At 73.4% G+C, this 25,544-nt stretch carries 24 protein-coding genes and 1 riboswitch; of the genes, 6 read left to right on the forward strand and 18 right to left on the reverse strand.

What is annotated here, in order from left to right; all coding sequences use genetic code 11:
• Positions 1 to 20: 20 nt before the first annotated feature.
• Positions 21 to 797, reverse strand: coding sequence for a lysophospholipid acyltransferase family protein (locus tag ACGFZL_RS22180; RefSeq protein ID WP_355166969.1), 777 nt, complete (start codon positions 795 to 797; stop codon positions 21 to 23).
• Between the two features lie 169 nt (positions 798 to 966).
• Here ACGFZL_RS22180 and ACGFZL_RS22185 point away from each other — a divergent pair, with 169 nt between their 5' ends.
• Both ACGFZL_RS22185 and ACGFZL_RS22190 read left to right on the forward strand, forming a co-directional pair.
• Entirely contained in the window at positions 967 to 1,770 is an 804-nt protein-coding gene (locus ACGFZL_RS22185) for an alpha/beta hydrolase (RefSeq protein ID WP_393694036.1), read from the forward strand.
• Positions 1,763 to 2,416, forward strand: a complete 654-nt coding sequence (locus ACGFZL_RS22190; protein ID WP_393694038.1) for a hypothetical protein — start codon at positions 1,763 to 1,765, stop codon at positions 2,414 to 2,416. Before ACGFZL_RS22185 ends, ACGFZL_RS22190 begins: the two co-directional genes overlap by 8 nt.
• A gap of 38 nt (positions 2,417 to 2,454) precedes the next feature.
• Here the strand turns inward: ACGFZL_RS22190 and ACGFZL_RS22195 are convergent, their stop codons facing one another.
• The 6 genes from ACGFZL_RS22195 to ACGFZL_RS22220 form a co-directional block, all read right to left on the reverse strand.
• A complete protein-coding gene (locus tag ACGFZL_RS22195) occupies positions 2,455 to 3,201 on the reverse strand; it encodes an endonuclease/exonuclease/phosphatase family protein (protein WP_393694040.1) in 747 nt (248 codons plus the stop codon).
• Positions 3,202 to 3,314: 113 nt separating this feature from the next.
• The gene (locus ACGFZL_RS22200; protein WP_393694042.1) at positions 3,315 to 4,268 is read right to left on the reverse strand and encodes an ROK family glucokinase; all 954 of its coding nucleotides are present in this window, start codon (positions 4,266 to 4,268) and stop codon (positions 3,315 to 3,317) included.
• 52 nt (positions 4,269 to 4,320) lie between these two features.
• A complete protein-coding gene (locus tag ACGFZL_RS22205; RefSeq protein WP_355166959.1) occupies positions 4,321 to 4,776 on the reverse strand; it encodes a DUF5304 family protein in 456 nt (151 codons plus the stop codon).
• A gap of 26 nt (positions 4,777 to 4,802) precedes the next feature.
• On the reverse strand, positions 4,803 to 6,029 hold the full coding sequence (locus tag ACGFZL_RS22210) for an ArsA family ATPase (protein ID WP_393694044.1): 1,227 nt from the start codon (positions 6,027 to 6,029) through the stop codon (positions 4,803 to 4,805).
• Positions 6,030 to 6,160: 131 nt separating this feature from the next.
• The gene (locus tag ACGFZL_RS22215) at positions 6,161 to 6,604 is read right to left on the reverse strand and encodes an SRPBCC family protein (protein WP_355166955.1); all 444 of its coding nucleotides are present in this window, start codon (positions 6,602 to 6,604) and stop codon (positions 6,161 to 6,163) included.
• 125 nt (positions 6,605 to 6,729) lie between these two features.
• Positions 6,730 to 7,485: a metallophosphoesterase gene (locus ACGFZL_RS22220; protein WP_393694115.1), complete on the reverse strand. Its 756-nt coding sequence runs from the start codon at positions 7,483 to 7,485 to the stop codon at positions 6,730 to 6,732.
• A 250-nt stretch (positions 7,486 to 7,735) separates the two neighbouring features.
• Between ACGFZL_RS22220 and ACGFZL_RS22225 the strand changes: the two genes are divergently transcribed.
• Positions 7,736 to 9,532: an AMP-dependent synthetase/ligase gene (locus ACGFZL_RS22225; RefSeq protein ID WP_393694046.1), complete on the forward strand. Its 1,797-nt coding sequence runs from the start codon at positions 7,736 to 7,738 to the stop codon at positions 9,530 to 9,532.
• Positions 9,533 to 9,545: 13 nt separating this feature from the next.
• On the opposite strand, the gene ACGFZL_RS22230 is transcribed toward ACGFZL_RS22225, so the two are convergent.
• The gene (locus tag ACGFZL_RS22230) at positions 9,546 to 10,688 is read right to left on the reverse strand and encodes a glycosyltransferase family 4 protein (RefSeq protein WP_393694048.1); all 1,143 of its coding nucleotides are present in this window, start codon (positions 10,686 to 10,688) and stop codon (positions 9,546 to 9,548) included.
• 107 nt (positions 10,689 to 10,795) lie between these two features.
• Here ACGFZL_RS22230 and ACGFZL_RS22235 point away from each other — a divergent pair, with 107 nt between their 5' ends.
• Entirely contained in the window at positions 10,796 to 12,073 is a 1,278-nt protein-coding gene (locus tag ACGFZL_RS22235) for a glycosyltransferase 87 family protein (protein ID WP_393694050.1), read from the forward strand.
• Positions 12,074 to 12,146: 73 nt separating this feature from the next.
• Here ACGFZL_RS22235 and ACGFZL_RS22240 read toward each other — a convergent pair whose 3' ends face one another.
• The 5 genes from ACGFZL_RS22240 to ACGFZL_RS22260 all read right to left on the reverse strand — a co-directional run bounded on the left by ACGFZL_RS22240 (position 12,147) and on the right by ACGFZL_RS22260 (position 17,545).
• Positions 12,147 to 13,349: a hypothetical protein gene (locus tag ACGFZL_RS22240; RefSeq protein ID WP_393694052.1), complete on the reverse strand. Its 1,203-nt coding sequence runs from the start codon at positions 13,347 to 13,349 to the stop codon at positions 12,147 to 12,149.
• A 36-nt stretch (positions 13,350 to 13,385) separates the two neighbouring features.
• Positions 13,386 to 14,393, reverse strand: coding sequence for an NlpC/P60 family protein (locus ACGFZL_RS22245; RefSeq protein ID WP_393694054.1), 1,008 nt, complete (start codon positions 14,391 to 14,393; stop codon positions 13,386 to 13,388).
• Between the two features lie 250 nt (positions 14,394 to 14,643).
• The gene (locus ACGFZL_RS22250) at positions 14,644 to 15,702 is read right to left on the reverse strand and encodes an NlpC/P60 family protein (protein WP_393694056.1); all 1,059 of its coding nucleotides are present in this window, start codon (positions 15,700 to 15,702) and stop codon (positions 14,644 to 14,646) included.
• Between the two features lie 223 nt (positions 15,703 to 15,925).
• Positions 15,926 to 17,269 carry an NYN domain-containing protein gene (locus ACGFZL_RS22255; protein ID WP_393694058.1) on the reverse strand — a complete coding sequence of 448 codons (1,344 nt, stop codon included), beginning with the start codon at positions 17,267 to 17,269 and terminating at the stop codon, positions 15,926 to 15,928.
• 36 nt (positions 17,270 to 17,305) lie between these two features.
• Positions 17,306 to 17,545, reverse strand: a complete 240-nt coding sequence (locus ACGFZL_RS22260) for a hypothetical protein (RefSeq protein WP_077797604.1) — start codon at positions 17,543 to 17,545, stop codon at positions 17,306 to 17,308.
• A 165-nt stretch (positions 17,546 to 17,710) separates the two neighbouring features.
• Here ACGFZL_RS22260 and ACGFZL_RS22265 point away from each other — a divergent pair, with 165 nt between their 5' ends.
• On the forward strand, positions 17,711 to 18,487 hold the full coding sequence (locus ACGFZL_RS22265) for a rhomboid family intramembrane serine protease (protein ID WP_355166939.1): 777 nt from the start codon (positions 17,711 to 17,713) through the stop codon (positions 18,485 to 18,487).
• Complete coding sequence (locus ACGFZL_RS22270; RefSeq protein ID WP_355166937.1) at positions 18,484 to 18,765, forward strand: Lrp/AsnC ligand binding domain-containing protein; 282 nt, start codon at positions 18,484 to 18,486, stop codon at positions 18,763 to 18,765. Before ACGFZL_RS22265 ends, ACGFZL_RS22270 begins: the two co-directional genes overlap by 4 nt.
• 19 nt (positions 18,766 to 18,784) lie before the next feature.
• Here the strand turns inward: ACGFZL_RS22270 and ACGFZL_RS22275 are convergent, their stop codons facing one another.
• From ACGFZL_RS22275 to ACGFZL_RS22295, 5 genes are all read right to left on the reverse strand, one after another.
• Complete coding sequence (locus tag ACGFZL_RS22275) at positions 18,785 to 20,143, reverse strand: aminotransferase class V-fold PLP-dependent enzyme (protein WP_393694061.1); 1,359 nt, start codon at positions 20,141 to 20,143, stop codon at positions 18,785 to 18,787.
• Positions 20,144 to 20,307: 164 nt separating this feature from the next.
• A riboswitch (SAM riboswitch) is annotated at positions 20,308 to 20,424 on the reverse strand.
• 345 nt (positions 20,425 to 20,769) lie between these two features.
• Positions 20,770 to 21,834 carry an anthranilate phosphoribosyltransferase gene (gene trpD / locus ACGFZL_RS22280; RefSeq protein WP_355166933.1) on the reverse strand — a complete coding sequence of 355 codons (1,065 nt, stop codon included), beginning with the start codon at positions 21,832 to 21,834 and terminating at the stop codon, positions 20,770 to 20,772.
• A 153-nt stretch (positions 21,835 to 21,987) separates the two neighbouring features.
• Complete coding sequence (locus ACGFZL_RS22285) at positions 21,988 to 23,631, reverse strand: cytochrome bc complex cytochrome b subunit (protein WP_393694064.1); 1,644 nt, start codon at positions 23,629 to 23,631, stop codon at positions 21,988 to 21,990.
• Entirely contained in the window at positions 23,628 to 24,689 is a 1,062-nt protein-coding gene (locus tag ACGFZL_RS22290) for a Rieske 2Fe-2S domain-containing protein (RefSeq protein ID WP_355166929.1), read from the reverse strand. The genes ACGFZL_RS22285 and ACGFZL_RS22290 overlap by 4 nt, the downstream gene beginning before the upstream one ends.
• A complete protein-coding gene (locus ACGFZL_RS22295) occupies positions 24,686 to 25,495 on the reverse strand; it encodes a c-type cytochrome (RefSeq protein WP_355166927.1) in 810 nt (269 codons plus the stop codon). The genes ACGFZL_RS22290 and ACGFZL_RS22295 overlap by 4 nt, the downstream gene beginning before the upstream one ends.
• Positions 25,496 to 25,544 lie beyond the last annotated feature (49 nt).

A 25,544-nucleotide genomic window follows, 5' to 3' on the forward strand; every position in this document is an offset into this window, starting at 1 on the left:
TGTTCCCCCCGCCGGCCCGGCTACCGCTCCTCGGCGCGCTCGGCCGCCTTCTCCTTCTGGGCCTGGTCCTTCTCGGCCTGCGCGAGCGCGGCCTTGGCCGCCTTGCCCGCCTCCTTCTCGGCCTTCGCCGCGTCCGCGAGCTGCCGCTTCCTGGCGGTCGCGTACATGTCGACGTACTCCTGACCGGAGAGCTTCATGATCTCGTACATGACCTCGTCGGTCACCGCGCGCAGGACGAAGCGGTCGTGCTCCATGCCCTGGTAGCGGCCGAAGTCCAGCGGCCGGCCGATGCGGATGCCGGGGCGCATCAGCTTGGGCATGACCTGGCCGGGCGGCTGGATCTTCTCGGTGTCGATCATGGCGACGGGCAGGACGGGCGCGCCGGTGGCGAGCGCCACGCGCGCGAGGCCGCCGGGCTTGCCCCGGTAGAGCTTGCCGTCCGGGGAGCGGGTGCCCTCGGGGTAGATGCCGAACAGCTCGCCGCGCTCCAGGACCTCTATGCCGCTCTTGATCGCCGCCTCGCCCGCGCCGCGCGCGCCGGAGCGGTCCACCGGGAGCTGGCCGACGCCCTTGAAGAAGGCGGCGGTCAGCCGGCCCTTGATCCCGGGGGTGTTGAAGTACTCGGCCTTGGCGATGAAGGTCACCTTGCGGTCGAGGACGGCGGGCAGGAAGAAGGAGTCGGAGAAGGAGAGGTGATTGCTCGCCAGGATGGCGGGGCCCTCGGCCGGGACGTGCTCCAGGCCCTCGACCCAGGGCCGGAAGGCGAGCTTCAGCGAACCCCCGATGGTGACCTTCATCGCGCCGTACAACAACCGAGTGCCTCCCGTGTCTGTGACTTTCGACCTTATCCCGGTGCACCGCCGATGGCGCCGACGGCCCTGGTCGGTGTCAGCCCGGTCGCGTACCGTGAAGTACCGCATCCGACCCGCCGGCTGTGCCGGCCCCCTGACGACAGGAGACCGCGACGTGCCGGTCCTGCCCGGAGCCGAGCCGTTCCGCCACGAGGGCGGCGACGTCGGCGTCCTCCTCTGCCACGGTTTCACCGGCTCCCCGCAGTCGCTGCGCCCCTGGGCGCGGTATCTCGCCGCGCGCGGCCTGACCGTCGCGCTCCCCCTGCTGCCGGGCCACGGCACCCGCTGGGAGGACATGCAGCTCACCGGCTGGCAGGACTGGTACGCGGAGGTGGACCGCGAGCTGCACGCTCTGCGGTCGCGCTGCGAGCGGGTCTTCGTGGCCGGCCTGTCCATGGGCGGCGCGCTGGCGCTGCGGCTGGCCGCGAAGCACGGGGACGCGGTGAGCGGCGTGGTGGTGGTCAACCCGGCGAACAGGATGCACGGCGTCGCGCAGCACGCCCTGCCGGTGCTGCGCCACCTCGTGCCGGCCACGAAGGGCATCGCCAGCGACATCGCCAAGCCGGCCGCCGCCGAGCTGGGGTACGACCGGGTCCCGCTGCACGCGGCGCACTCGCTGCGCGCCTTCTTCCGGCTCGCCGACGGCGACCTGCCGCAGGTCACGCAGCCGCTGCTGCTGCTGCGCAGCCCGCAGGACCATGTGGTGCCGCCGGCCGACTCGGCCCGGATCCTCGGGCGGGTGTCCTCGGTGGACGTGACGGAAATCCTGCTGGAACAGAGCTACCACGTGGCGACGTTGGACCATGACGCGGACCGGATCTTCGCGGAGAGCGTCGCGTTCATCGGCCGGCTCGCGCCCGGTTCCGTCGGTGAGCCGGAGCCCGGTCTCGGCAAGGAAGGGACGGCCGCAGGTGGCTGAGCACAACGCGGACCGCGAGGACGAGCGGGAGCGCGGGCAGGTGGAGCGCGGGCAGGTGGGGCGCGAGAAGGCGGAGCCCGAGAAGGCGGAGCCCGAGCAGCCGGCGAGCGGCGCCGCCGCGGCGCCGGCCGAGGGCGTGCCCTTCGACGAGGACGCGGCCTGGGCGGCGATCGTCGCCGGGTACGGGGACGAGCCGAAGGACCCGCCGGGCGCCAAGCCGTTCAAGTCGGTGGAGGACCTGGCGCTCCTGGAGCCGGAGACCAACGACGAGCGCCCGGAGCCCGAGCGCCCGGCCTCGGCCCGCCCACTGGGCGGCTCGGTGGCCTTCGCGCCGGGCGTCGGCCCCCGCGACCACTCGCCGGCCGAGCCCTCCGACGACGACCTCGGCGCGGACGACGAGGGCCACTTCGTGCCGCCCGAGCCGCCGCCGCTGCCCGACGGCGACACCACCGCCCGGTTCGCCTGGCTGGGCGTGCTCGGCGGCCCGGTGCTGCTGCTGCTCGCGGTGCTGCTGGGCTGGGAGATGACCTGGTGGCTGACGACGCTGAGCATCGGCGGCTTCCTCGGCGGCTTCGCCACGCTGGTGGTGCGGATGCGACCGGGTGACGAGGAGGACGACGACCCGGGGCGGGGCGCGGTGGTCTGAGCGCGGTGGGGCTGAGACCCCATGGGCCCCGGCAGGGGTCAGCTCGCGGGGATGCGGAGGGCGGCCAGGACCGGCAGATGGTCGGTGGCCGCCCTCAGGTCGTCCTCGGCCACGCCGGGCAGGTCCGTCGGCACGCCGCAGCCGAGCACCTCGACGCCCTCGGTGGTGAAGAGGGCGTCGATGCGGCGGTCGGGGGCGGTGGCGGGGAAGGTGTACTCGCCGCCGTGGGGCGCGGTCGTCCAGGCGTCCCGCAGTCCGTCGCCCAGGCGCCGGAAGACCCGGCCGCCGGGGGGCTCGTTCAGGTCGCCGCCGGCCACCGCGTGCGGGACGTCGAGGGCGGCGAGCTGGTCCAGGAGCAGGCCGGCCTGGGCGTGGCGCTCGTCGGGGCGCAGGGAGAGGTGGCAGCTGAGGACGCCGATGCGGGCCTGGCCGAAGCGGAGGACTGCCGTGGAGAGGCCGCGGCGGTGCTGGCCGGGAGTGAGGGGGAGGAGGGTGTCCTCGGTGCGCTCGATGTCGGCGCGGAGGGTGCAGAGGAGGGCGGGGCCCGCTGCGGGGGCGCCGCCGGCGAGGTAGGTGAGGCCCGCGGCGTCGGCTACGCGGGTGAGCTTCTTGCGCCAGCGGAAGAAGCGGGGGGCTTCTTGGACCAGGACCAGGTCGGGGGCGCAGGCGGTGATGACGCGGGCCAGGGCGGCTGTGTCGTCGCGTAGGGAGCGGACGTTGTACGTGAGGACGCGGATGACGGCGGAACCGTCTGACTCTGTGCGGGAGTTGGGGAGCTGGTCCATGTTGATCAATCTACGCCCAAGGGGGTGGGGGGCGGGGATTCATGCGCGAGTGGCGGTGCGTTGTGGCTGATCGCGCAGTTCCCCGCGCCCCTAAAGCAAAAGACAAAAGCCTTCTACATGATCGGGTCGGGTTCCCTGGCCAGGTCCGCCGCGCCCACCAGGCCCGCCTTGTTGCCGAGTTGGGCGGCGACGACGTCGGCGACCGGGCGCCAGTTGCCGCCCACCAGCCAGCGCTTGTAGGACTTGCGGATGGGGTCCAGGACCAGGTCGCCCTCGTCGGAGAGGCCGCCGCCGACGATGAAGGCGGACGGGTCGAAGAGGGAGGCCAGGTCGGCGAGGCCGGCGCCGGCCCAGCGGGCCAGCTCCCGGTAGGAGTCGACGGCGACGGGGCAGCCCTGCCGGGCGGCGACCGAGATGTGCTTGCCCTCGATGCCGTCCGGGGTGCCGTCGCCGAGCGCGAGCAGCACCTCGGCACGCTCGGGGGTGGCGTTGGCACGCTGCTGGGCGTAGCGGACGAGGGCGCGCCCGGAGGCGTACTGCTCCCAGCAGCCCTGGGAGCCGCAGCCGCACAGCAGGCCGTCCGGCACCATGCGGATGTGGCCGAACTCGGCGGCCACGCCGAAGTGCCCGCGGCGCAGCTTGTTGCCGATGATGATGCCGCCGCCGAGGCCGGTGCCGAGGGTGATGCAGATGACGTTGCGGTGGCCCTTGCCGCCGCCGAACCTGTACTCGCCCCAGGCCGCGGCGTTGGCGTCGTTCTCCACGACGACCGGGAGGGCGACGCGGGCCTCGACCTTCTCCTTCAACGGCTCCTGGCGCCAGTCGATGTTGGGGGCGAAGTAGACCGTGGACCGCTGGCGGTTGACGTAGCCGGCGGCGCCGATGCCGACGCCGACGATCTCGTGTCCCACGCGCGCGCCCTCCACCGCCGAGGCGATGGCGTCCACGATGGCCTCGGCGGTGCTGGGGGTCGGCACCTTGTGGGTCGAGAGGATGTTGCCTTCCTCGTCGACCACGCCGGCCGCGATCTTCGTGCCGCCGATGTCGACGCCGATGGTGAGTCCCATGAATCCCTCAGTTCGGTCGAGCCCCGCTACGGCCCACCGTACCCGAGGGCCGTCAGTCCAAGTCGATGCGCTTGCCCGGGCCGGTGCCCTCGTCGCCCTCGCCGGGATCCGGGGCGGCGCCGGGGCGTTCCGCGGTCCAGCGGCGCTCCTGGCCCGCGACGGCGGAGCGGTAGGCGGCGAGGAGTTCGCCGCCGGCCGCCGCGAGGTGGTCGAAGACCTGGGGGTTGCGCTCGATGACCGGCTCGACGGCCGCCCTGGCCTGCTGGACGGCCTGCCGGACCGCCTGCTGGGCCGCCGGCCCGGCGAGCTGGCCGAGCAGCGGGGAGCGGAGGTCGGACAGCCGGTCGGCGACGCCCTCGACGAGCCGGCGCAGCTCCTCGGCGGCCGAGCCGGGCGGCGGCCCGGACGCGCCCCGCCGCCGGGCCTGCTCCGCCCTGAGGTCCTCGGCGGCGGCCGTGGACCAGGCGTCGGCGTCGCCGACGCGCACCTCGTCGTCTTCGCTACCCATGACGGACTCCTGACTGCGGTTCGTCGTCACGCTTCGTCGTTACGGTTCGTCCCTACGACGTTACCCGACGGCCACAGCCTCGGGTCGGGCGTGAACCGGACGGCGAGGGTGCCCTCGCGCAGGGCGGCGCCCGCGACGGTGCAGCGGCGCAGCGCGGACGGCAGCGGCACGATGCGGCGGAACGGACCGGCGGTGACGACGAGTTCGTCGCCGCGGCGGACCAGGTCGAGGTCGTCGCGGGTGGCGCCGGGCAGCGGGATGTGCCAGACCAGGACGCCGTCCTCGGCCCGCCGGTCGGTGACGGGCCAGGCGACCCGACCGCCCGGGTCGACCGGGTCGCCCGGGTCCGAGCCGAGAGCGCCGGGGGCGGCGAGGGCGGTCAGGTCGTCGGTGCCGCGCGGGTCGCGGCCGAGGTGGGGCAGGGTGTGCACGGCGTGGCCGGCCCGCCACTCGTCCAGGGTCTTGCGCTGCTGGGCGAGCGGCCCGGCGAGCCAGCTGTCGGCGTGGGTGTCCTCGGGCAGCGTCCGGTTGGCGATCAGCAGGTCGGTGCGCAGACCGCGCAGGGCGAGCCCGAGGCGGGCGAGGCGGACGGCGTCGGCGCCGGCCGGTCCCGGCTCGGCGACCAGCCGGACGACGGTGTCCCGGTCGGCGAGGACGGCCTCGGCGGCGGCCAGTTCGAGGTCCCAGCGGGCGACGGCCTCGTACAGCGCCTCGGTGGGTACGGGGACGCCCGCGAGGCGGCCGAGCATCGGGCGCAGGGCGCGGGCGGCCTGCCGCTCGGGCGGCAGCAGGCGGCGCAGGTAGCGGCGCAGCTCCTCGGGGAGGGCGAGCAGGGCGAGGGCCTGCGGGGCGGCCGGCAGGTCGACGACGAGGACGTCGTGGGCCTCGGCGAGGGCGGCGTCGCGCAGGGCGCGCAGCAGGGCGAGTTCGCCGGCGCCGGGCAGCGGGGTCAGCTCCTCGGGGTCGAGGCGGGCGGCGCCGAGCAGGTCGAGGGCGGAGGCGGCGCGGTCCTGAAGGGCGGCGAGGTCGTCCCGGAACCCGCGTGCGGGGTCCGGCCGCCACACCCGCAGCCCCGGCTCCACGTCGACCGGCTCGGGCCCGCTGGCCACCCCGAGCGCGGCCCCGAGGGTGTCGTCCCGGTCGGCCCCGAGCAACAGGACCCGGTACCCGCTCCGGGCGGCGACGAGCGCGGTGGCGGCGGCGACGGTACTGCGCCCACTGCCGCCGGGCCCGGTGATGAGAATGCTGCGCATGCAGCGAAGCTTAGAACCCGCACTTCTCTACTCACCCGAAACGGGTGGCGGGTGGGCACAGGCCCGGGGTCCAGGGGCGGAGCCCGTGGCGAGGCGTGGGGCGGAGCCCCACACGGCACCCGCGCAGCCCCCTACTTCCCGGCGGTCGACTCCACCCGCTTCTTCAACCCCGCCAGCGCCCGATCGATGATGACCTTCTCGGCCTTCCGCTTGATCATCCCCAGCATCGGAATCTTGACGTCGACGGTGAGCCGATAGGTGACCTCGGTCCCGGTGCCCACCGCGCGCAGCACATACGCCCCGTCCAGGGACCGCAGCATCTGCGACTTCACCAGCGTCCAGGACACCTCGTCCGCCCCGGTCCAGGTGTACGCGAGCACCTGGTCGTCCTTGATGGCCCCCGCGTCCATGACCAGCCGCACCTGCTCGGCACGCCCCTGCGCGTCGGACGCGAGGACCTCCGCCGACTTCACCTCGCCGGTCCAGTCCGGGTAGCGGGCGAAGTCGGCGATCACCGCCATGACGTCGGCCGTTGCCGCCTCGATCGTGATGCTCGAGCTGGTGTGTTCCGCCATCGCCGTGGCTCCTCCAGATGCGGCCGGTACTCAGGTGTGCGTCGCGCGCGGTACGCGGTACGCAGCGTGAAGGCTACCGCGCGGCACACACCGCGACGGCACCCGCTGCCCGCCCCACCTCGGCCTCACCACTCCAGGGCCCACGGCCGCCCGGTCGACGCGAAGTGGCCGACGTTGACGCACTCGGTCGCCCCGACCCGCATCCGGCGCACCAGCGGCTGGTGGACGTGGCCGAAGAGGGCGTACCGGGGCCGGGTGCGGCGGATCGCGTCGAGCAGCGCCCGGCTCCCCCGTTCGAAGCGGCGCGCGACGGTGTCGTAGACCAGCTCCGGCACCTCCGGCGGGATGTGCGTGCAGAGCACGTCGACCTCCCCGACCGCCTCGACCTTCGCCGCGTACTCCTCGTCGGAGATCTCGTACGGCGTCCGCATCGGCGTGCGCAGGCCGCCGCCGACGAAGCCGAAGACGCGCCCGCCGATCTCCACCCGCTCGCCGTCCAGGACGGTGACGCCGGGGCCGGCGTACTCCGGCCACAAGGTCGGCATGTCGACATTGCCGTACGTGGCGTACGTAGGGGTGGGGAAGGCCGCGAACAGTTCGGCGTACTGCCGCCGCACCGCCCCTTCGATCAGCCGGGCCCGGCCCCCGCCCACCTCGGCCCACAGCCGGGCCCCCAGCTCACGGGCCTCGGAGAAGCGGCGGGCGGTGCGCAACGCCACGATCAGGTCGGCGTTCTCGACGCCGAACAGGTCGGGGAAGATGCCGCGCGAGTGGTCGGCGTAGTCGAGGAAGAGGACGAGGTCGCCGAGGCAGACCAGGGCGTCCGCGCCCTCTCCCGCCCGGGCCAGGTCGCGGGCGTTGCCGTGCACGTCGCTGACCACGTGGACGCGTGTGGGTGCCATGGCGATCAAGGGTAGTTCTGTGCGGTCCGCGTGAACAATGGCGGCCGGACCTGCGCTTACTGGCTGGTCGGTTGATACGTCGACTACTCTGCGCGAAGGAACTTTCAGCCGTGTGACGCAGCGAACATCTCGCGAGGACCCCCTGTCGGGAACCGCATACCGACGGGTAACGTCCGGGCAGTCGCATCACCCGACGTCGTGGCGCCGGCGCCTATGAGGAGCAGCAGTCTTGCGCGAGTTCAGCCTTCCGGCCCTGTACGAGGTCCCCGCGGACGGAAATCTCACCGACATCGTCCGCAGAAACGCCGCGCAGCACCCCGACGTCGCCGTGATCGCCCGCAAGGTGGGCGGCGCCTGGCAGGACGTCACCGCGCGTGACTTCCGCACCGAGGTGCACGCCGCCGCCAAGGGCCTGATCGCCGCCGGCGTCCAGCCGGGCGACCGGGTGGGCCTGATGTCCCGCACCCGCTACGAGTGGACGCTGCTCGACTTCGCGATCTGGAGCGCCGGCGCGGTGACCGTGCCGGTGTACGAGACCAGCTCTCCCGAGCAGGTCGGCTGGATCCTCGGCGACTCCGGCGCCACCGCCTGCGTGGTGGAGACCGGCGAGCACGCCGCCGCCGTGGAGTCGGTGCGCGAGGGGCTGCCCGGGCTGAAGCAGGTCTGGCAGATCGACGCCGGGGGCGTGGAGGAGCTGGGGCGGCTCGGGCAGGACGTCGCGGACACGACGGTGGAGGAGCGCGGCTCGGTCGCCAAAGCGGACGACCCGGCGACCATCGTCTACACCTCGGGCACCACAGGGCGCCCCAAGGGCTGCGTGCTCACCCACCGCAGCTTCTTCGCGGAGTGCGGCAACGTGGTGGAGCGGCTGCGCCCCCTCTTCCGCACCGGCGAGTGCTCCGTGCTGCTCTTCCTGCCCCTCGCCCACGTCTTCGGGCGCCTGGTGCAGGTGGCGCCGATGATGGCGCCGATCAAGCTGGGCTGCGTCCCGGACATCAAGAACCTCACCGACGAGCTGGCCGCCTTCCGGCCGACGCTGATCCTGGGCGTGCCCCGGGTCTTCGAGAAGGTCTACAACTCGGCGCGCGTCAAGGCGCAGGCCGACGGCAAGGGCAAGATCTTCGACAGGGCCGCGGACACGGCGATCGCGTACAGCAAGGCGCTGGACACGCCCGCGGGTCCTTCGGTGGGCCTGAAGATCAAGCACAAGGTCTTCGACCGGCTGGTCTACGGCAAGCTGCGCGCGGTGCTCGGCGGGCGCGGCGAGTACGCCATCTCCGGCGGCGCCCCCCTCGGCGAGCGGCTCGGCCACTTCTTCCGCGGCATCGGCTTCACCGTCCTGGAGGGCTACGGCCTGACCGAGTCCTGCGCGGCCACCGCCTTCAACCCCTGGGACCGGACGAAGATCGGCACGGTCGGGCAGCCGCTGCCGGGCTCGGTGGTGCGGATAGCGGACGACGGCGAGGTGCTGCTGCACGGCGAGCACCTGTTCACGGAGTACTGGAACAACCCGGCGGCGACCGCCGAGGCGCTGGCCGACGCCTGGTTCCACACCGGGGACCTCGGCACCCTGGACGAGGACGGCTACCTGCGCATCACCGGCCGCAAGAAGGAGATCATCGTCACGGCGGGCGGCAAGAACGTCGCGCCGGCCGTGATCGAGGACCGCATCCGCGCGCACGCGCTGGTCGCGGAGTGCATGGTGGTCGGCGACGGCCGCCCCTTCGTCGGCGCCCTGGTCACGCTCGACGAGGAGTTCCTGGGCCGCTGGTGCGCCGAGCACGGCAAGCCGGCCGGCGCCACGGCCGCGTCCCTGCGGGACGACCCGGACCTGCTGGCCACCGTCCAGGCGGCCGTGGACGACGGCAACGCGGCGGTGTCCAAGGCGGAGTCGGTCCGCAAGTTCCGCGTGCTGCCCGCCCAGTTCACCGAGGAGACGGGCCATCTGACGCCGTCCCTGAAGCTCAAGCGGAACGTGGTGGCCCGGGACTACGCGGACGAGATCGAGGCGCTGTACGCGAAGTAGCCCCCCGGGCTGCTCACAACAGGTCCTTCAGCCGCTCCGCCAGCAGGTCCCAGCGCCACTTCTCCTCCACCCAGGCCCGGCCCCGCTCGCCCATCCGGCGGCCCAGCTCCGGGTCGGCCAGCAGGGCGCCGACCCGCTCGGCGGTCTCCTCGGCGGAGCCGCCCCGCACGACCCAGCCGGTCTCCCCGTCGAGGACCGCGTCCGGGGCGCCCCCCGAGTCGCCGGCGACGACGGGCAGGCCGGTCGCGGATGCCTCCAGGTAGACGATGCCGAGCCCCTCCACGTCCAGGCCGCCGCGCCGGGTCCGGCAGGGCATGGCGAAGACGTCCCCGGCGCCGTAGTGGGCGGGCAGCTCCGCCCAGGGCACCGCGCCGGTGAAGCGCACGGAGGCGGCGGCGCCGGTCTCGTGGGCGAGGCGGCGCAGGTCCTGCTCGTAGGGGCCGCCGCCGACGATCAGCAGGACGGCGTCCGGCTCGGCGGCGAGGATCCGGGGCAGCGCGCGGATGAGGGTGTCCTGTCCCTTGCGCGGCACCAGCCGGGACACGCACACCACCACGGGGCGGTCGGTCAGCCCGAGCCGGGCCCGGACCTCGGCGCCGCCGGAGCCGGGGTGGAAGGTCTTCTCGTCCACGCCGGGCGGCAGCTGCGCCATCCGCGCGGCGGCCTCGGGGCTCAGCGCGCGGGCGATCCGCGAGCGGGTGTACTCCCCCAGATAGGTCAGCGTGTCCGTGGCGTCGCCGATCCGGCCGAGCAGCTGCCGGGCGGCGGGCAGCTGGGCCCAGCCGGCCTCGTGGCCGTGGGTGGTGGCCACGATCCGCTCGGCGCCGGCCCGGCGCAGCGCGGGCGCCATCAGCCCGAGCGGCGCGGCGGCCCCGAACCACACGGCCTCGCAGCCGTGTTCGCGCAGCAGCCCGACGGCCCGCCGGGTCGCGCCCGGGGTCGGCAGCAGCATCGTCGTGGTGTCCCGTACGACGGTGAAGGGCTGCTCGGCGTCGAAGGCGGCCGTCGCCCGGGCGCCCTCGGCGCCGCGCTTCCAGGTGGAGGCGTACACGACGAGCCGGTCGGGGTCGAGCCGCAGGGCCATGTTGTGCAGGAAGGCCTGGATGCCGCCGGGGCGGGGCGGGAAGTCGTTCGTGACGATCAGGGTCTTGCGCATCGCCGACGACCCTATCGGCCCCGCCCGCCCGTGTGGCAGGGGCACGGCCGCGCACCCATGATGGCCGGACCGGCACGGTGACGCGGACGGGGACGGGCAGGGAGCACGTGGAGACGACGCAGGCGGGACGCGGCTGGACGCGGTGGGCGCTCCCGGCGGCCTGGGCCGCGACGCGCGCGGTGCTGCTGCTGTTCATGCTGCGGGTGTGGATCTTCCCAGGGCCCGACGTCACGGTGGACGTCTCGGTCATCTACCGCGACTGGTACGAGGTGCTGCGCACCGGTGCGTTCCCGCGCGCGGACGTCACCTGGCAGTACCCGCCCGCCGCCGCCCTCGCCCTCGCCGCCCCCGCGCTGCTGCCGTTCCTGGACTACGCGACGGCCTTCTACGTACTGGCCTGCGCCGCCGACCTCGCGGTGCTGCTCCTGCTGCGCCGGGCGGGCCGGGGCGCCGGGCGCTCCCCGCGCGGGGCGTGGCTGTGGGTGGCGGGCGTGCCGCTGCTCGGCCCGACGGTGTACGCCCGCTACGACGTGCTGGTGACGGCCGTCGCGGTGGCCGCGCTCCTCGCAGCCGGGCGGCACCCGCGCACGGCGGGGGCGTTGGCGGCCCTCGGGGCCCTGCTCAAGATCTGGCCGGCGCTGCTCCTGGCCGGGGTGCGCCGCCGGGCCTCCTGGACGACGGCCCTGCTGACCGGCTCGGGGCTGGTGGCGTTGTTCGCCTCGGCGGCGCCGGGGGCCTTCGCGTTCCTGGCCTTCCAACGGGGGCGGGGCACCGAGGTGGAGTCCCTCGGCGCGCTGCCGCTGCACGTCGCCCGGTGGCTCGGGGTGTGGGAGGGCCAGGTGCTGCTGCACTACGGCTCGGTGGAGTTCCTCGGCCCGTGGGTGTCCACGGTGAGCACGTGCGCCCTGGTGCTGAGCGCGGCGGCGTTCGCGTGGCTGCTGGTGTGGCGGGTGGCGGCGGTGCGGTTCGGGGCGCACACGGTGGCGGACGCGGCGTTCACGGCGGTGCTGCTGTTCACGGTGACGAGCCGGGTGATCAGCCCCCAGTACCTGGTGTGGCTGGTGGGGCTCGCGGCGGTGTGCGGGTGCCTGGCGGGGAGCCGGATGCGGGTGCCTGCGGCGCTGGTGCTGGTGGCGGTGCCGGTGACGACCCTCGAGTTCCCGGTCTGGTTCGCCCACGTGGTGGCGAGCGACCCCTTGGGCATCGGGCTGCTGACGGTCCGCGACGGGTTGCTGGCGTGCGCGGCGCTGGTGGCGGCCCGTTCGCTGTGGCGGGACACGGTGGTGCGGGCCGAGGGGGCGTGGCGCAGCCCGGCGCGGCGGGGTGCCGCTGCGCCCACCCGTGCCGCCCCAGCGGCACGACTGCCCGCAGCTAGGCGTACCTAGGGGCGCGGGGAACTGCGCGACCAGCCACGACGTGCTCGCAGGCAACGGACGGGCCGCCACCCCCCACCCCGGGTCAGCCGAGTTGTTCCGCCACGTACTCCCGCCACCGCGCCGTGAAGTCCGCCTCCGTCGTGCCGAGGGCCTCGCGCAGGGCCTTGTCCACCGCGCCCGCCCGCTCGGCGCCGGCCCCCACCGCACGGTAGAACGCGTCGAGCCGGTCCTCCCCCCACCGCTCGGCGATGAGACGGCACGCCAGCCAGCCCCCCTCGTAGGCCCGCGCCAGCCCCTCCGCGTCACCGGTGAAGGCGAAGGCCTTGTCCGAGGGCAGGGCGTCCGGGAGCCGGCCCGCCTCGACGGCGCGGGCCAGTTCGGGGGCGGCCTGGCCGGGGGTGCGGCCGGCGGCGCGGTAGCCGACCCAGTCGGCGTACCCCTCCGACAGCCACAGCGGCGTCGCGGCGGTGGTGTCGGCACGCGTGGCGACGTGGGTCGTCTCGTGGGTGAGCACGACCTGCCGCCCCAGCGTGCCGAGCATCCCGTACGCGTCGGGGTTGATGACGATCCGGTCGGCGGGGGCCCGCTCGTGGCCGCCGGTCTCGCCGGTGGTGACCGCCGCGATGCCCCGGTAGGACGCGGCCGGTGAGCCGAGCAGGTCCGCCATGCCGGCCAGGGAGCGCGGGACGAGGAGGACGACGCCGCGGGCCCAGGGACGGTCCCAGGCGTCCGAGACGGCCGGCACCGCCCGGTCGGCCAGGTCGGCGAAGCCGCGCAGCGTCCCGGTGCTCTGGCCGACCCCGAGGACGAGGCTGTGCGTGCCGCGCACGGCCTGCACGGTGCCCTCGTCCCACAACTGCCGGGCGGCCTTGGGCGCGGGGCCCTCGGAGGTGACGGACCAGCGGCCGTTGCCGTCGCGCCGCAGCCCCACGCTGCGGCGGGCGGTGACCGAGCCGCGGTCGTGGCCGGCGATGCGGTAGCGCAGCTCGGCGGTGGCGGTGGCGGTGTCCCCGGCGCGGTCCAGGGCGGTCACCCGGTACGCCCAGGCGGCCAGCGGCACCGCCCGCAGCGCGTCGAAGCCCGCGGCGGTGCCGGTGACGGCGTAGGCGTCCCGGTCGCGGTGCAGGACGGCCGCCGCGCGCCGGTCGAGCACCCGCTGCACCTCGGCCCGCGCGGTGCCGGCGCCGTCGTCCCGGCCGCCGCAGCCGACCAGGGCGGCGAGCAGCAGGCACACCACCGCCACCGCCGAGGTACCCGGCACCACCCGCCCACGACGACCCGCCACGCCCCGATCGTACGGGCGGGACCGGGCCCCCGGGTCTCAGACCCGGGTGACGGAGGAGACCGGCATCATCCCGACCGGGTCGTAGCGCACCGGGGCGCCCGGGTAGGGCGCGTGGATGACCCGGCCGCCCCCGACGTACATGCCGATGTGGCTGGCGTCGTCGCGGTAGGCGACCAGGTCGCCGGGGCGGGCCTGGGAGAGCGGGACCTGCCGGCCGGCGTAGCGCTGGGCCTGGGAGGTGCGGGGCAGGCCGATGCCGGCCTGGGCGTAGGACCACTGCATGAGGCCCGAGCAGTCGAAGCCGGAGGGGCCGTTGGCGCCCCAGACGTAGGGCCGGCCGAGCGCGGAGCGGGCGGCGGCGAGCGCGGCGGCGGCCCGGCCGGAGGCGGCGACACCGCCGGGCGCCGGCAGGTCGTCGCGGCCGGAGCGGGAGGCGTGGGCGAAGGCGGCGCGTTCGCCGTCGGGCAGGGAGTCGAGCAGCCGGCGGGCCGCGGCGAGCTTGCGCTCCACGGTGCGCTTGTGCGCGGCGACCGCCTTGCGGCCCTTCTCCAGCTCGGTGAGCTGGTGGCGGGCCTCGGCGCGGTCCTGGGCCAGGTGCCGCATGGCCTCCTGCAACTCCCCCAGCCGGCCCGCCTGCTGGGCGGTGATCCGGTCGAGCGTGGCGGCCTTGTCGAGGTAGTCGGCGGGGTCGTCGGCGAAGAGCAGCGCCACCGACGGGTCGACGCCGCCCGCCCGGTACTGCGCGCCGGCCAGCGAACCGAGCGCGTCCCGCATGGTGTTGATGCGCTCCTGCTGGCGGGCGATCGCGTCCTGCGCGTCGCCCACCCGGCGGCGCAGCTCGTCGGTGTGCTCGTCGGCCTTGTTGTACGCCTCGGTGGCCTCCTCGGCCTCGGAGTAGAGGCGGTCCACCTCGGCCCGCCGGTCGTCGTGCGGCGCCGCGGCGGCGGGCACGGCGCCGAGGACGGCGGCGGCGACGGAGAGGAGGCCGACGGCGGCGGTGCCGCGGTCGGAACCGGTCGGTGCGAGACGGCGATGGGACCCCACGGGTTGCCGCACTCCTTCCGCTGGCGGACGGGAAACGCGGCAGACAGTAGCCGCGCCACCGGGCACCGGCCAACGACCTCCGGCGGCGTACACGCGTCCGCCCCGCCGCTGACGCAGGTCACCGGCGGGGCGGGGAGTCAGAACGCCGTGCCGCGATTCGCCCGAACGGGCGGCACGTGAGGGGGTTTGGAGCGACCTTTCCGGGGCCCCCGGTCAGGTCCGGGCGTCGGAACGGTCGGACCCGGAACGGTCAGACCCGGACGCCGAACATGAACGGGCCGCCCATCGTGCCCATCGACTCGTAGCGGACGACCGTGCCGGTGCGCGGGGCGTGCAGCACCTGGCCGTTGCCGGCGTAGAGCCCGACGTGGTGCAGGTCGCCGAAGAAGAAGACCAGGTCGCCGACTTGGAGGTCGCTGGTGGAGTAGATGCGCTGCCCGGCGTTGGCCTGGGCCTGCGAGGTGCGCGGGATGCCGACGCCGGCCTGGGCGTAGGCCCAGGAGGTGAGGCCGGAGCAGTCGAAGGAGGACGGGCCGGTGGCGCCGTAGACGTAGGGCGAGCCGATCCGGCCCTGCGCGGCGGCGAAGGCGGCGCCGGCCCGGCCGCTGCCGTGCCCCACGGGGGTGCTGGAGCCGGTGGAGGTGTTGAGGGCCTGGCGCTCGCTGCTGCGGGTGGCGCGCTGCTCCTGCTCCTCCAGGGCGGCCTTCTCCGCGGCGGTGAGGGTGTTCAGCAGCTTCTGGGCGGAGGCCAGCTTGCCCTGGACTTCCTTCTTCTTGTTGCCCAGTTCGGTGCGGGTGGCGGAGAGGTCCTTGAGCTTCTCGGCGGCCTCGGCGCGCTGCTGGGCGAGGTCGCGCTGCTTGTCCTGGATCTTCTTCAGCGCCTCGACCTGCTGGCCGCTGAGCTGGTCCAGGGTGGACGCCTTGTCCAGGTAGTCGTCCGGGTCGGCGGAGAGGAAGAGCTGCAGGGAGGGGTCGATGCCACCGGAGCGGTACTGGGCGCTCGCCATCGAACCGAGGCCGTCGCGCAGGTCGTTGAGCTCTTCCTGGCCGCGGGCGACGTTGTCCTGGACGGTGGATATCTCCCTCTGGAGCTTCTCCTGCTTCTCCTTGGCCCCGTTGTACTTCTCGGTGGCCTGCTCCGCCTCTTCGTAGAGCTTGTCGACCTTGGCCTTGACCTCGTCCTTGCTCGGCTTCTCGCTGGGCGCGGCGTTGGCGGCCTGCGCACTGAGAGCGACAGCGGCGGCGGCAGCGGTGGTGAGCACGGTCACACGCGTGCGGCTCGGCTGCTTGGGACGACGGTGGGACGCCACGGAGTCGAGCTCCTTCTTGAGAGTGATCACCCGAGAACGGGTTCGAAGGCAGACCCTAGTGACCCACTCGTGATCAGTTCAAATCCTCGGCCGAAAATATCCGGTCACTGACCGCATCTTTTGCCTCAACTCACCAGTGGTGACGCGCGAATGACACTACGTCGCGTGACGAAACCTTCAATTGAGGTCCAGTTCGGACAGAACCGCAGATTCCGGGGAGGCGTCAGGGGAGGCGCTTGAGGAGGACCGCCGACGCCACCGGGCGGGCGCCCGCCCGGGCCACGCCGTCGGCGACCTCGCGGTCGGTGGAGACCACGATCACCGGCCGGCCCGGCGGCTCGGCCCGCACCAGCTGGCGGATCAGCTCGTCGGCCGTGATCCCCGGCTTGGAGAACAGCACCCGCACCCCGCGCGGCGGCGCGAGCAGCACCGGCGCCGCCAGTTCGGCCCCGTCGAAGACGCAGGTCGTCTCGGCGCCCGTCTGCGCGGCGAGCTGGGAGAGCTGGCCGAGCAGCCTGAGGCGCTGCTTCTCCAGCGGCATCTGCGGATAGCCGGTCTTGGTGACGTTGTAGCCGTCGACGACGAGGTGCGCCTGGGGCAGCGCGAGCAACTGGTCCAGGATGGCCGGGTCGCTGTCCGACAGGGCCCGGTTGGCGATGTCCTTGGGCGTCATCCGGCCCGGTTCGACGGCGTCCACCGTCTCCGCGGGGCGCACCGACACCGGGGGGAGGGCCAGTTCGCGGCGCAGCCCCTGCGCGCTGTCGAGCAGGGTGTCGAGCAGCAGCCGTACCCGCATGTCCTCGACGCTGCGGCCCTCGCGGGCGGCCTTGCGGGTGGCCTCCAGGGCCGCCTCCGCCTCGCCGAGCCGGGCCTTGAGCCGCCGGTTCTCGCTCTCGGCGGCGGACAGCTGGGTCTGCCCCTCGGCGCGCGCGGCGTCCGACTCGCCCCGCAGCTTGCGCAGGGCGGCCTCGCCGCGGCGTACGTCACTGACGGCGGAGCGCAGCTTGCGGGCGAGCGAGTCGGCCTCCTTCCGCGCCGCGTCCAGCTCGGCGCGCAGCCGCTCGGTCTCGGCCCTGGTGTGCTCCCGGGCCCGGCCCAGCTCCTCGTGCAGCCGCTCCAGCTCGGCCCGGCTCTCCTCGCCGGCCCGCTCGGCGTCCGCGCGCTGCGCCTCCTCGCCGGCGGCGGCCACCAGCTTCGCCCAGCCGTGCGGGCGCAGCACATAGGCCGCGGCCGCCACGTCGAGCGGGTCCGCGGCCGGGGGCGGGGAGCCGGAGTCCAGGGCGCCGGTCAGCTCCGGCTGGGCCTCTCTGAGCTTCTCCCCGATGCGCTGGCGGAACAGCGGGTCGGCCTCCACCGCGGCGGCCATCGCGTTGCCGGCGAACTTTGCGCGGCGGTTCGGCGCGAACCGGGCGTACTGCCGCAGCTGGGCGGGGAGTTCGCCGAGGGTGAGGCCGCCGAAGCCGTCGGAGACGATCTGCACGACCCTGCGGCGGACCGCGTCCGGCAGCGGACGGTCGAGCACCTCAGCGGCGCCGTCGCCCGGCCCCCCGCCGTGTGTCTCCACCATCCGTCACCCCAATGCCGTCAGCGGGGCCCGCTCCGCTCAGGAGCCGGCGCCCGGCCTGTCCACGAGCTCCACCTGGTCCACCGCGTTGCACCAGCGGCAGCGCACCGACTCGATGGTCTCACTGAGCACCTCGCGCTCCTCGACGGACGGCTCACCGGCCAGGTCGAGGTGGACGTACTCGACGACCTTCGACGCCCGGGTCACGTCGAACCGGGTGAGGTTGCCGCACAGGGTGCAGCGCCACCGTGTCGTGTCGGTCGGCAGGGGAACCGTCATCGTGGCTGTCCGCTCTCTTTCCGTGCTTCCAGTGTCGGCGACGCGCCGGGGCGCCCGGTGCGTGTGGCTCGTAACCCTACGGCCTGGCGGGTACCCGCCGTCCACGCGTCCACGGCGGCGAGGCGGTATGGGTCCATGCGTCCGCTTGCGCCATGCTCTGTGTCCATGATCCGCGACTGGACCACCAGGGCCGTCCGCTCGGCCGGCCGCCTGCTCACCCGCGGCCGGCCGCAGGCGCCGGTGACAAGTGCGCTGCTCGCCGCCTGCTGCCTGCTGTTCCTGGTCAGCCCGGCGGCCGGGCTGAATCCGGCGTACGGCACGGGCGAGGAGGCGCTCGCCGCGCAGCGGGCCTACTTCCACCGCTGGGGCGTGATCCCCGCAGACCTGTTCGAGGACTCCCCCTGGTCCGCGCTGACCCCGGCGACGGCGCTGTTCGTGCACGGCGGCTGGGTGCACCTGCTCGGCAACATGCTCTTCCTCTACGTCTTCGGCGCGATGACGGAGGAGCGCATGGGCCGGCTCCGGTTCCTGCTCTTCTACCTGTGCTCGGGCTACCTGGCGCTGCTCGGCTACGCGCTGGCCAACACCGACTCCGATCAGCCGCTGGTCGGCGCCTCCGGGGCGATCTCGGCGGTCCTCGGCGCCTTCCTGTTCCTCTTCCCTCGGGCCAGGGTGATCAGCCTGCTCCCGTTCGCCTTCTTCCTGCCCCTGCGCTTCCCGGCCTGGCTGGTGCTGCCGTTCTGGGCGGCCCTGCAGTGGATGGCGGCCGGGCGCGCCGGGGACGGCCCGGGCGTGGCCTACCTGGCCCACCTGGTCGGCTTCGGCCTCGGCTTCTGCTACGCCTGGCTGCGGTTCGGGCGGAAGCCGGGGGCGGGGCGGGCAGGGCCTAGAGTGAGGACGGCCCCAGCGACCGCCGCCCCCGAGGGAGAGAACCAGCCGTGATCAGCGCGATCGTCCTCATCAAGACCAGCGTGGACCGCATCCCCGAGATCGCGGAGCAGATCGCCGCGCTGGACAGCGTCTCCGAGGTCTTCTCCGTCACCGGCACCTACGACCTGATCGCCATGGTCCGGGTGGCCCGGCACGAGGACCTGGCCGACGTGATCCCCGGCCGGATCAGCAAGATCCCGGGCGTGGAGGGCACGGACACGCACGTGGCGTTCCGCACCTACTCCCAGCACGACCTGGAGGCCGCCTTCGCCATCGGCCTCGACAACTGAGGATCTCGGCACCCGGGGCTCAGGCGGAGGTGTCCGGGACGCAGCGGCCCTCCTCGGTGCGGTAGCTCCACCGGGCGCCCTCGCGCACCAGCGTGCGCACCGCGCCCACGAACCGCTCGACGTGCTCGTCCGGCGTGCCCGCGCCGAAGCTGACCCGGATGGCGTTCAGCGACTTCTCCCCCGGTGCCGCCTCGGGCGCCCCGCACTCGCCCTGCGTCTGCGGGTCGCTGCCGAGCAGGGTGCGCACCAGCGGGTGGGCGCAGAACAGCCCGTCGCGCACCCCGATGCCGTACTCGGCGGACAGGGCGGCGGCGAAGTGGGAGCTGTTCCAGCCCTCGACGACGAAGGAGATGACCCCGACGCGCGGGGCGTCGTCGCCGAAGAGCGACAGGACGCGCACCTCGGACACCTCGGCGAGACCCGCGCGCACCTTGGCGATCAGGTACTCCTCGCGGGCGACCAGCGCCTCGAAGCCGGCCTCGGTGAGCGCCTTGCAGGCCGACGCGATGGAGTAGGCGCCGATGACGTTGGGCGAGCCGGCCTCGTGCCGGGCGGCGCTGTCGTGCCACTCCACGTCCACGCCCCCGTCGGCGCGCCGGCTGACCTTGCGGCTGGCGCCGCCGCCGGCCAGGTACGGGTCGGCCTCGCGCAGCCAGTCGGAGCGGCCGGCCAGCACGCCGGCGCCGAAGGGGGCGTACAGCTTGTGCCCGGAGAAGGCGACCCAGTCCACGTCCAGGTCGCGGACGTCGACCGGGTGGTGCGGGGCGAGCTGGGCGGCGTCCAGGACGATCCGGGCGCCGTGCGCGTGCGCGGCGGCGGCCAGTTCGCGCACCGGCCACAGCTCGCCGGTGACGTTGGAGGCGCCGGTGACGCAGACCAGGGCGGGGCCGTACGGCTCCCTGGCGGCGAGGGCGCGCTCCAGCGTCTCGACGGCCTCGGCCGGGCTGCTCGGGGCGTCCAGGTAGGTGACCTCGGCGTTCCGCCAGGGCAGCAGGGAGGCGTGGTGCTCGGTCTCGAAGACGAAGACCTCGCAGCCGGCCGGGAGCGCGGCGGCCAGGAGGTTCAGCGAGTCGGTGGTGGACCGGGTGAAGACGACCTGGTCGCCCTCGCGGCAGCCGAGGAACGCGGCGACGTCCCGGCGGGCGTTCTCGAACAGGTCGGTGGAGAGCTGCGAGAGGTACCCGGCGCCCCGGTGGACGCTGCCGTAGTACGGGGCGTAGGCGGCCACGTCGTCCCAGACCCGCTGGAGCGCCGGGGCGCTGGCGGCGTAGTCGAGCGCGGCGTAGGTGACCTCGCCGCCGGTGACGAGCGGCACGGTGACGTCCCGGCCGAGGACGGGCAGCGGGGCGCAGACGGCGGGAACGGCGGCGACGGTCATGGGGGAACTCCCGTGAAGGCAGGCGGAATCCACCACGCGAGCGGGTGTGCTCGAGCGTGACGGAGAGGTGAAGGGGGATGCGGAGGCGGGGCTCTGCGGCCCTATCGCATTCGCTGATTCACGGAAGGCTCCCTCGAACGACCAGGACCCCTGGTGACGCGAGGAGTCCGCGCTTGCCGCAGACCTCGCTGCCTACGACCTGGTCTTCACCCGGGGCACCCCGCCACGGACGGAGGGTTGCCGGACAGTCGGCCGGGGCCGAATGACTGTCGCTCATGACCTGCCAAGGAACGTACGGGATGCCCGCGGCACCCCGCAACCCGAGTCCGAATTGCGGGACACGGGACTGCAACCCCCTCAGGGGCGCGGGGAACTGCGCGACCAGCCACGACGCGCCCGCACCCGGCATCGTGTCGCAACCCGGCACTACGGGGGGGCGTGGCGCAGCCCGGCGCTGCGGGGTGCCTCCCCCAAGCTCTTCGAGCAGGGGGGACCCCCAGCGCCCACCCGTGCCGCCCCAGCGGCACGACTGCCCGCAGCTACGCTGGCCTGTTTTTGGGGGCGCGGGGAACTGCGCGACCAGCCACGACGCTCCCGCGGACGAGAACCAAACCCCCGGCCACCCCCTACGCGTTGCTCGCCGTCACCCACCGCTCAAGCGCCCGCAGGGCCGCGCCGGAGTCGATCGCCTCGGCGGCGCGGGACATCCCGGCCCGCAGCCGCGAGGTCAGCGACCCGGCGCCGGGCTCCAGGGCCACCAGCGCCGCCGCCGAATTGAGCAGCACCGCGTCCCGCACGGGACCTCGCTCACCGGCCAGCAGCCGGCGCGCGACGTCCGCGTTGTAGGACGCGTCAGCGCCCCGCAGCGCCGACACCGGGACCAGGTCCAGGCCGACGTCCCGGGGGTCGAAGGCCTCCTCGGTGACCGTGCCGTCCCGCACCACCCAGACCCGCGACGTCGCGGTGGTGGTCAGCTCGTCCAGGCCGTCGTCGCCGCGGAAGACCAGCGAGGAGTGCCCCCGCTCGGCGAAGACACCGGCGATGATGGGGGCCATCCGGGCGTCCGCGACCCCGATGGCCTGCGCCTTGACCTGCGCGGGGTTCGTGAGCGGGCCGAGGAAGTTGAACACCGTCCGGATGCCCAGCTGCCCCCGCGCCCCGGCCACGTGCCGCAGCGCCGGGTGGAACTTCACGGCGAAGCAGAAGGTGACCCCCGCCTCCTCGGCGACCTCCGCGACCCGGCGCGGCGTCAGCTGGAGGTTCACGCCGAGCTTCTCCAGCACGTCGGAGGCGCCGGAGGCGGAGGACGCGGCCCGGTTGCCGTGCTTGACGACCTTCGCACCGGTGCCGGCCACGACGATGGCCGACATGGTGGAGATGTTGACCGTCTTCGCGCCGTCGCCGCCGGTGCCGACGATGTCGACCGTCTCCCCCGGCACCTCGATCACGTTGGCGTGCGCGTACATCGTGCGGACCAGCCCGGAGATCTCCTCGACCGTCTCGCCCTTGGCGCGCAGCGCCACCGCGAAGCCGGCGATCTGCGCGTCGGTGGCCTCGCCGCGCATGATGACGTCCAGCGCCCAGGCGGTGTCGTCGGCGGAGAGGTCGCGGCCCTCCAGGAGGCCGTTCAGCAGGGCGGGCCAGGAGCGGTCCGCCGCGGTGTCGCCTCCGGCGGGGGTAACAGCGCTCATGAGCCGCTCCTGGGGGTTTCAGGGTCCTGGGGTGTACACACACCCGACGTACACCCCACCCTATCCAGGCCCGGGCAGCGCCGAGGGCCCCCGTCCGATTCCCGGACGGGGGCCCTCGGCCCGTCGTGTGGCGACGTGGCGGGAGAGAGAGGATCAGTGGTGGCCGTGGCCGCTGGTGATCTCCTTGTACTCCTCGACGGTCGGCTTCTGGATCTGCGCGTCCTCGCCGTAGTACGCCTTGCTCAGCTTGGCGCGCAGCCGCTCGGGACCGGCGACCTTGCGCTCGACGCCGTTCTCGTCGGTCGCCGGGCCGATCTCGGCGGGGGCGTACTGGTTGTGCGCCGTGAGGGTGTGCAGCGCCTCCTGGCTGAGCGGCTCGTGCACCTCGATGAACTCACCGTGCGGCAGGCGCTTGATGATGCCCGACTCGCGGCCGTGCAGCACCTTCTCCTTGTCCCGGCGCTGCAGGCCGAGGCAGATCCGCTTGGTGACCACGAAGGCGAGTACCGGGCCGACGAAGAACATGATCCGGACGAACCAGGTGATCGCGTTCAGCGACAGGTGGAAGTGCGTGGCCCACAGGTCGTTGCCGCCGCCGATGAGCAGCACGAAGTAGACCGTCATCCAGGCCACACCGAAGGCGGTGCGGGTCGGGGCGTTGCGCGGGCGGTCCAGGATGTGGTGCTCGCTCTTGTCCCCGGTGACCCAGGACTCGATGAACGGGTACACCGCGATGGCCACCAGGACCAGCGGGAAGATCAGCAGCGGGATGAACACGCCCAGGACGAGCGTGTGGCCCCAGAAGTTGACCTCCCAGCCCGGCATCACGCGGATCAGGCCCTCGGAGAAGCCCATGTACCAGTCGGGCTGGGCGCCGGTGGAGACCTGGTCCGGGCGGTAGGGGCCGATGGCCCAGATCGGGTTGATCGTGGCGATGGCCGAGACCACGGCGATCACGCCGAAGACCAGGAAGAAGAAGCCTCCGGCCTTGGCCGTGTACACCGGCAGCAGCGGCATGCCGACGACGTTCTTGTTGGTGCGGCCGGGGCCCGCGAACTGCGTGTGCTTGTGGTAGATCACCAGGATCAGGTGGGCGACCACCAGACCCAGCATGATGCCCGGCAGCAGCAGGATGTGGACCGAGTAGAACCGCCCGACGAAGTCGTGGCCGGGGAACTCTCCGCCGAAGAGGAAGAACGACAGGTACGTGCCGACGATCGGCACGGACAAAATCGCGCCCTCCATGAAGCGGATACCGGTGCCGGAGAGCAGGTCGTCCGGGAGCGAGTAGCCGGTGAAGCCGGTGAACATGCCGAGGACGAGCAGCAGGAAGCCGAACAGCCAGTTGACCTCGCGCGGCTTGCGGAACGCGCCGGTGAAGAACACGCGCATCATGTGCACGAACATGCCGGCCAGGAAGATCAGCGCCGCCCAGTGGTGGATCTGCCGGATGAGCAGACCGCCGCGGACGTCGAAGCTGATGTGCAGCGTCGAGGCGTACGCGTCGCTCATCATCTGGCCCTGGAGGGGCACGTACGAGCCGTGGTAGGTGACCTCGGTCATCGACGGGTGGAAGAACAGCGTCAGGTACACACCCGTGAGGATGATGATGATGAAGCTGTAGAGGCAGATCTCGCCCAGCATGAACGACCAGTGGTCGGGGAAGATCTTGCGCATGTTGGACTTGGCCAGGGCGTAGATCCCCAGCCGGCCGTCCGCCCAGTCGGCGACGCGCTCGCCGGCCGGCGCCTTGCCGCGGGTGCGGCCGGCGGGCGTGGTGCTTGCTGAAGTGCTCATCCGCGCTCCCAGTAGGCAGGACCGACGGGCTCTTCGAAGTCGCCGAGCGCTTCGAGGTAACCCTCGTCGTTCACACCGATGCGCAGCTGCGGCAGGGCGTGACCGGCGGGACCGAAGATGACCCGGGCACCGTCGGCGAGGTCGAAGGTGGACTGGTGGCAGGGGCAGAGCACGTGGTGCGTCTGCTGCTCGTACAGGGAGATCGGGCAGCCGACGTGGGTGCAGATCTTCGAGTACGCGACGATGCCCTCGTGCGACCACTCGAGTTCGCGCTTGTCCTTGATGTTGTCCGGCTGGATACGGACGATCATCAGGGCGGCCTTGGCGATCTCGTTCTGGAACTCCTCGTCGCTCTCCTCCAGGCCCTCGGGCCGGGCGAAGGTGAGCGAGCCCACCGCGACGTCGGAGGGGCGCAGCGGCTGGTTGGTGTTGACGTTGACCAGCAGCTTGCCCTTGGACCAGATGGTGTGGCGCAGCTTGGTGCCGGGCAGCGGGCCGAGGTCACGCAGCAGCACGACGCCGGAGAGCGGCACCAGGGCCACCGCGCCGAGCATCGTGTTGCGGATCAGCTTGCGGCGCCCGATCGCGGACTCCTTGGCGCCCTGCTTGAAGTCGGCGTGCACCTTGGCGCGCAGCTCCGCCGAGGCCGCGATGTCGTGGCGCTCGTCGGTCAGCTCCTCGTCGGACATCAGGGTGCGGGCCCAGTGGACCGCGCCCGCGCCGATCGCGAAGAGCGCGATGCCGAGGGTCAGGCCGAGCGCGAAGTTCAGCGCGCTGATGTGACCGATCGGGAAGATGTAGACCGACTGGTCGACGTCGATGCTCACGTAGGCGGCGATGAAGCCGACGGTGGCCAGCATCGACAGCGTGAACAGCAGGGCGACGGCGCGCTCGGACCGCTTGGCGGCCTGCTCGTCGATGTCCTGGACCCGGTGCTCGTGCGGCGGCAGGCCCGGGTCGGCGAACGGGTTCTCCTCGTCCGCGAGGCGGACCTGGCCGCGCGCGGCGTGCGGCGCGGCGGGGAGGTTGTTCTCTTCGGGGATGTCTTGGCTACTCATGACTTCTTGGCCTTTGCGGTCCGAGCGGCTACCCAGACGGCGACCGCGACCAGCACGCCGAGCCCGAAGACCCAGGCGAACAGACCCTCGCTGACCGGCCCCAGCCCACCCAGCTCCAGGCCGCCGGGGCTCGTGGTCTCGTCTCCGTTGACCGCGTTCAGGTACGCGATGATGTCCTTCTTGTTCTGCTCCGACATGGTGGTGTCGGGGAAGGAGGGCATGTTCTGCGGGCCGGTCTGCATGGCCTCGTAGATGTGCTTGGGGCTGACGCCCTCCAGCGAGGGGGCGAACTTGCCGTGTGTGAGCGCGCCGCCCTTGCCGGTGAAGTTGTGGCACTGGGCGCAGTTGGAGCGGAACAGCTCGCCGCCCTTGCCGATGTCCGCGCCCTCGGGGCCGTAGTTCTCCTTGGTCGGGATCGCCGGACCGGCGCCCAGGGAGGAGATGTAGGCCGCGAGCTGGTCGATCTCGGCCTGCGAGTAGATGACCTTCTTCTTGGGGATCTGCGCGCCCGGCTGCTGGGCCGGCATGCGGCCGGTGCCCACCTGGAAGTCCACGGACGCGGCGCCCACACCGGCCAGGCTCGGGCCGTCGGTGGTGCCCTGGCCCCCGGTGCCGTGGCAGCTGGCGCAGCCCACGGTGTAGAGCTTCTTGCCCTCGCTGATGGCGAGGGACTGGGCTGAGTCGTCTGCCTGCGCCTTGCTCGCGGGCGCGAACGCGGCGTACAGCCCCCCGGTGCAGGCCAGCGCGAGGAGTAGGACGACGAGCGCGGCCAGCGGATGGCGCCGTCGTGCGGAGAGCTTTTTCACGGATTACCCCGGTGTCAGGATCTTCTGCGTCGATGCTTCGGGAATTGCG

This window comes from Streptomyces sp. NPDC048182 (assembly GCF_043202555.1).
GTDB lineage: Bacteria > Actinomycetota > Actinomycetes > Streptomycetales > Streptomycetaceae > Streptomyces.

Bases quoted from the DNA above. Each gene is read 5' to 3' on its own strand.
- ACGFZL_RS22285 (WP_393694064.1), bottom strand. From the start codon at position 23,631: ATGAGCACTTCAGCAAGCACCACGCCCGCCGGCCGCACCCGCGGCAAG.
- ACGFZL_RS22255 (WP_393694058.1), bottom strand. From the start codon at position 17,269: ATGGTGGAGACACACGGCGGGGGGCCGGGCGACGGCGCCGCTGAGGTG.
- ACGFZL_RS22260 (WP_077797604.1), bottom strand. From the start codon at position 17,545: ATGACGGTTCCCCTGCCGACCGACACGACACGGTGGCGCTGCACCCTG.
- ACGFZL_RS22205 (WP_355166959.1), bottom strand. From the start codon at position 4,776: ATGGGTAGCGAAGACGACGAGGTGCGCGTCGGCGACGCCGACGCCTGG.
- ACGFZL_RS22290 (WP_355166929.1), bottom strand. From the start codon at position 24,689: ATGAGTAGCCAAGACATCCCCGAAGAGAACAACCTCCCCGCCGCGCCG.
- ACGFZL_RS22180 (WP_355166969.1), bottom strand. From the start codon at position 797: ATGAAGGTCACCATCGGGGGTTCGCTGAAGCTCGCCTTCCGGCCCTGG.
- ACGFZL_RS22210 (WP_393694044.1), bottom strand. From the start codon at position 6,029: ATGCGCAGCATTCTCATCACCGGGCCCGGCGGCAGTGGGCGCAGTACC.
- ACGFZL_RS22195 (WP_393694040.1), bottom strand. From the start codon at position 3,201: ATGGACCAGCTCCCCAACTCCCGCACAGAGTCAGACGGTTCCGCCGTC.
- ACGFZL_RS22200 (WP_393694042.1), bottom strand. From the start codon at position 4,268: ATGGGACTCACCATCGGCGTCGACATCGGCGGCACGAAGATCGCGGCC.
- ACGFZL_RS22275 (WP_393694061.1), bottom strand. From the start codon at position 20,143: ATGACCGTCGCCGCCGTTCCCGCCGTCTGCGCCCCGCTGCCCGTCCTC.
- ACGFZL_RS22215 (WP_355166955.1), bottom strand. From the start codon at position 6,604: ATGGCGGAACACACCAGCTCGAGCATCACGATCGAGGCGGCAACGGCC.
- ACGFZL_RS22230 (WP_393694048.1), bottom strand. From the start codon at position 10,688: ATGCGCAAGACCCTGATCGTCACGAACGACTTCCCGCCCCGCCCCGGC.
- trpD (WP_355166933.1), bottom strand. From the start codon at position 21,834: ATGAGCGCTGTTACCCCCGCCGGAGGCGACACCGCGGCGGACCGCTCC.
- ACGFZL_RS22265 (WP_355166939.1), top strand. From the start codon at position 17,711: ATGATCCGCGACTGGACCACCAGGGCCGTCCGCTCGGCCGGCCGCCTG.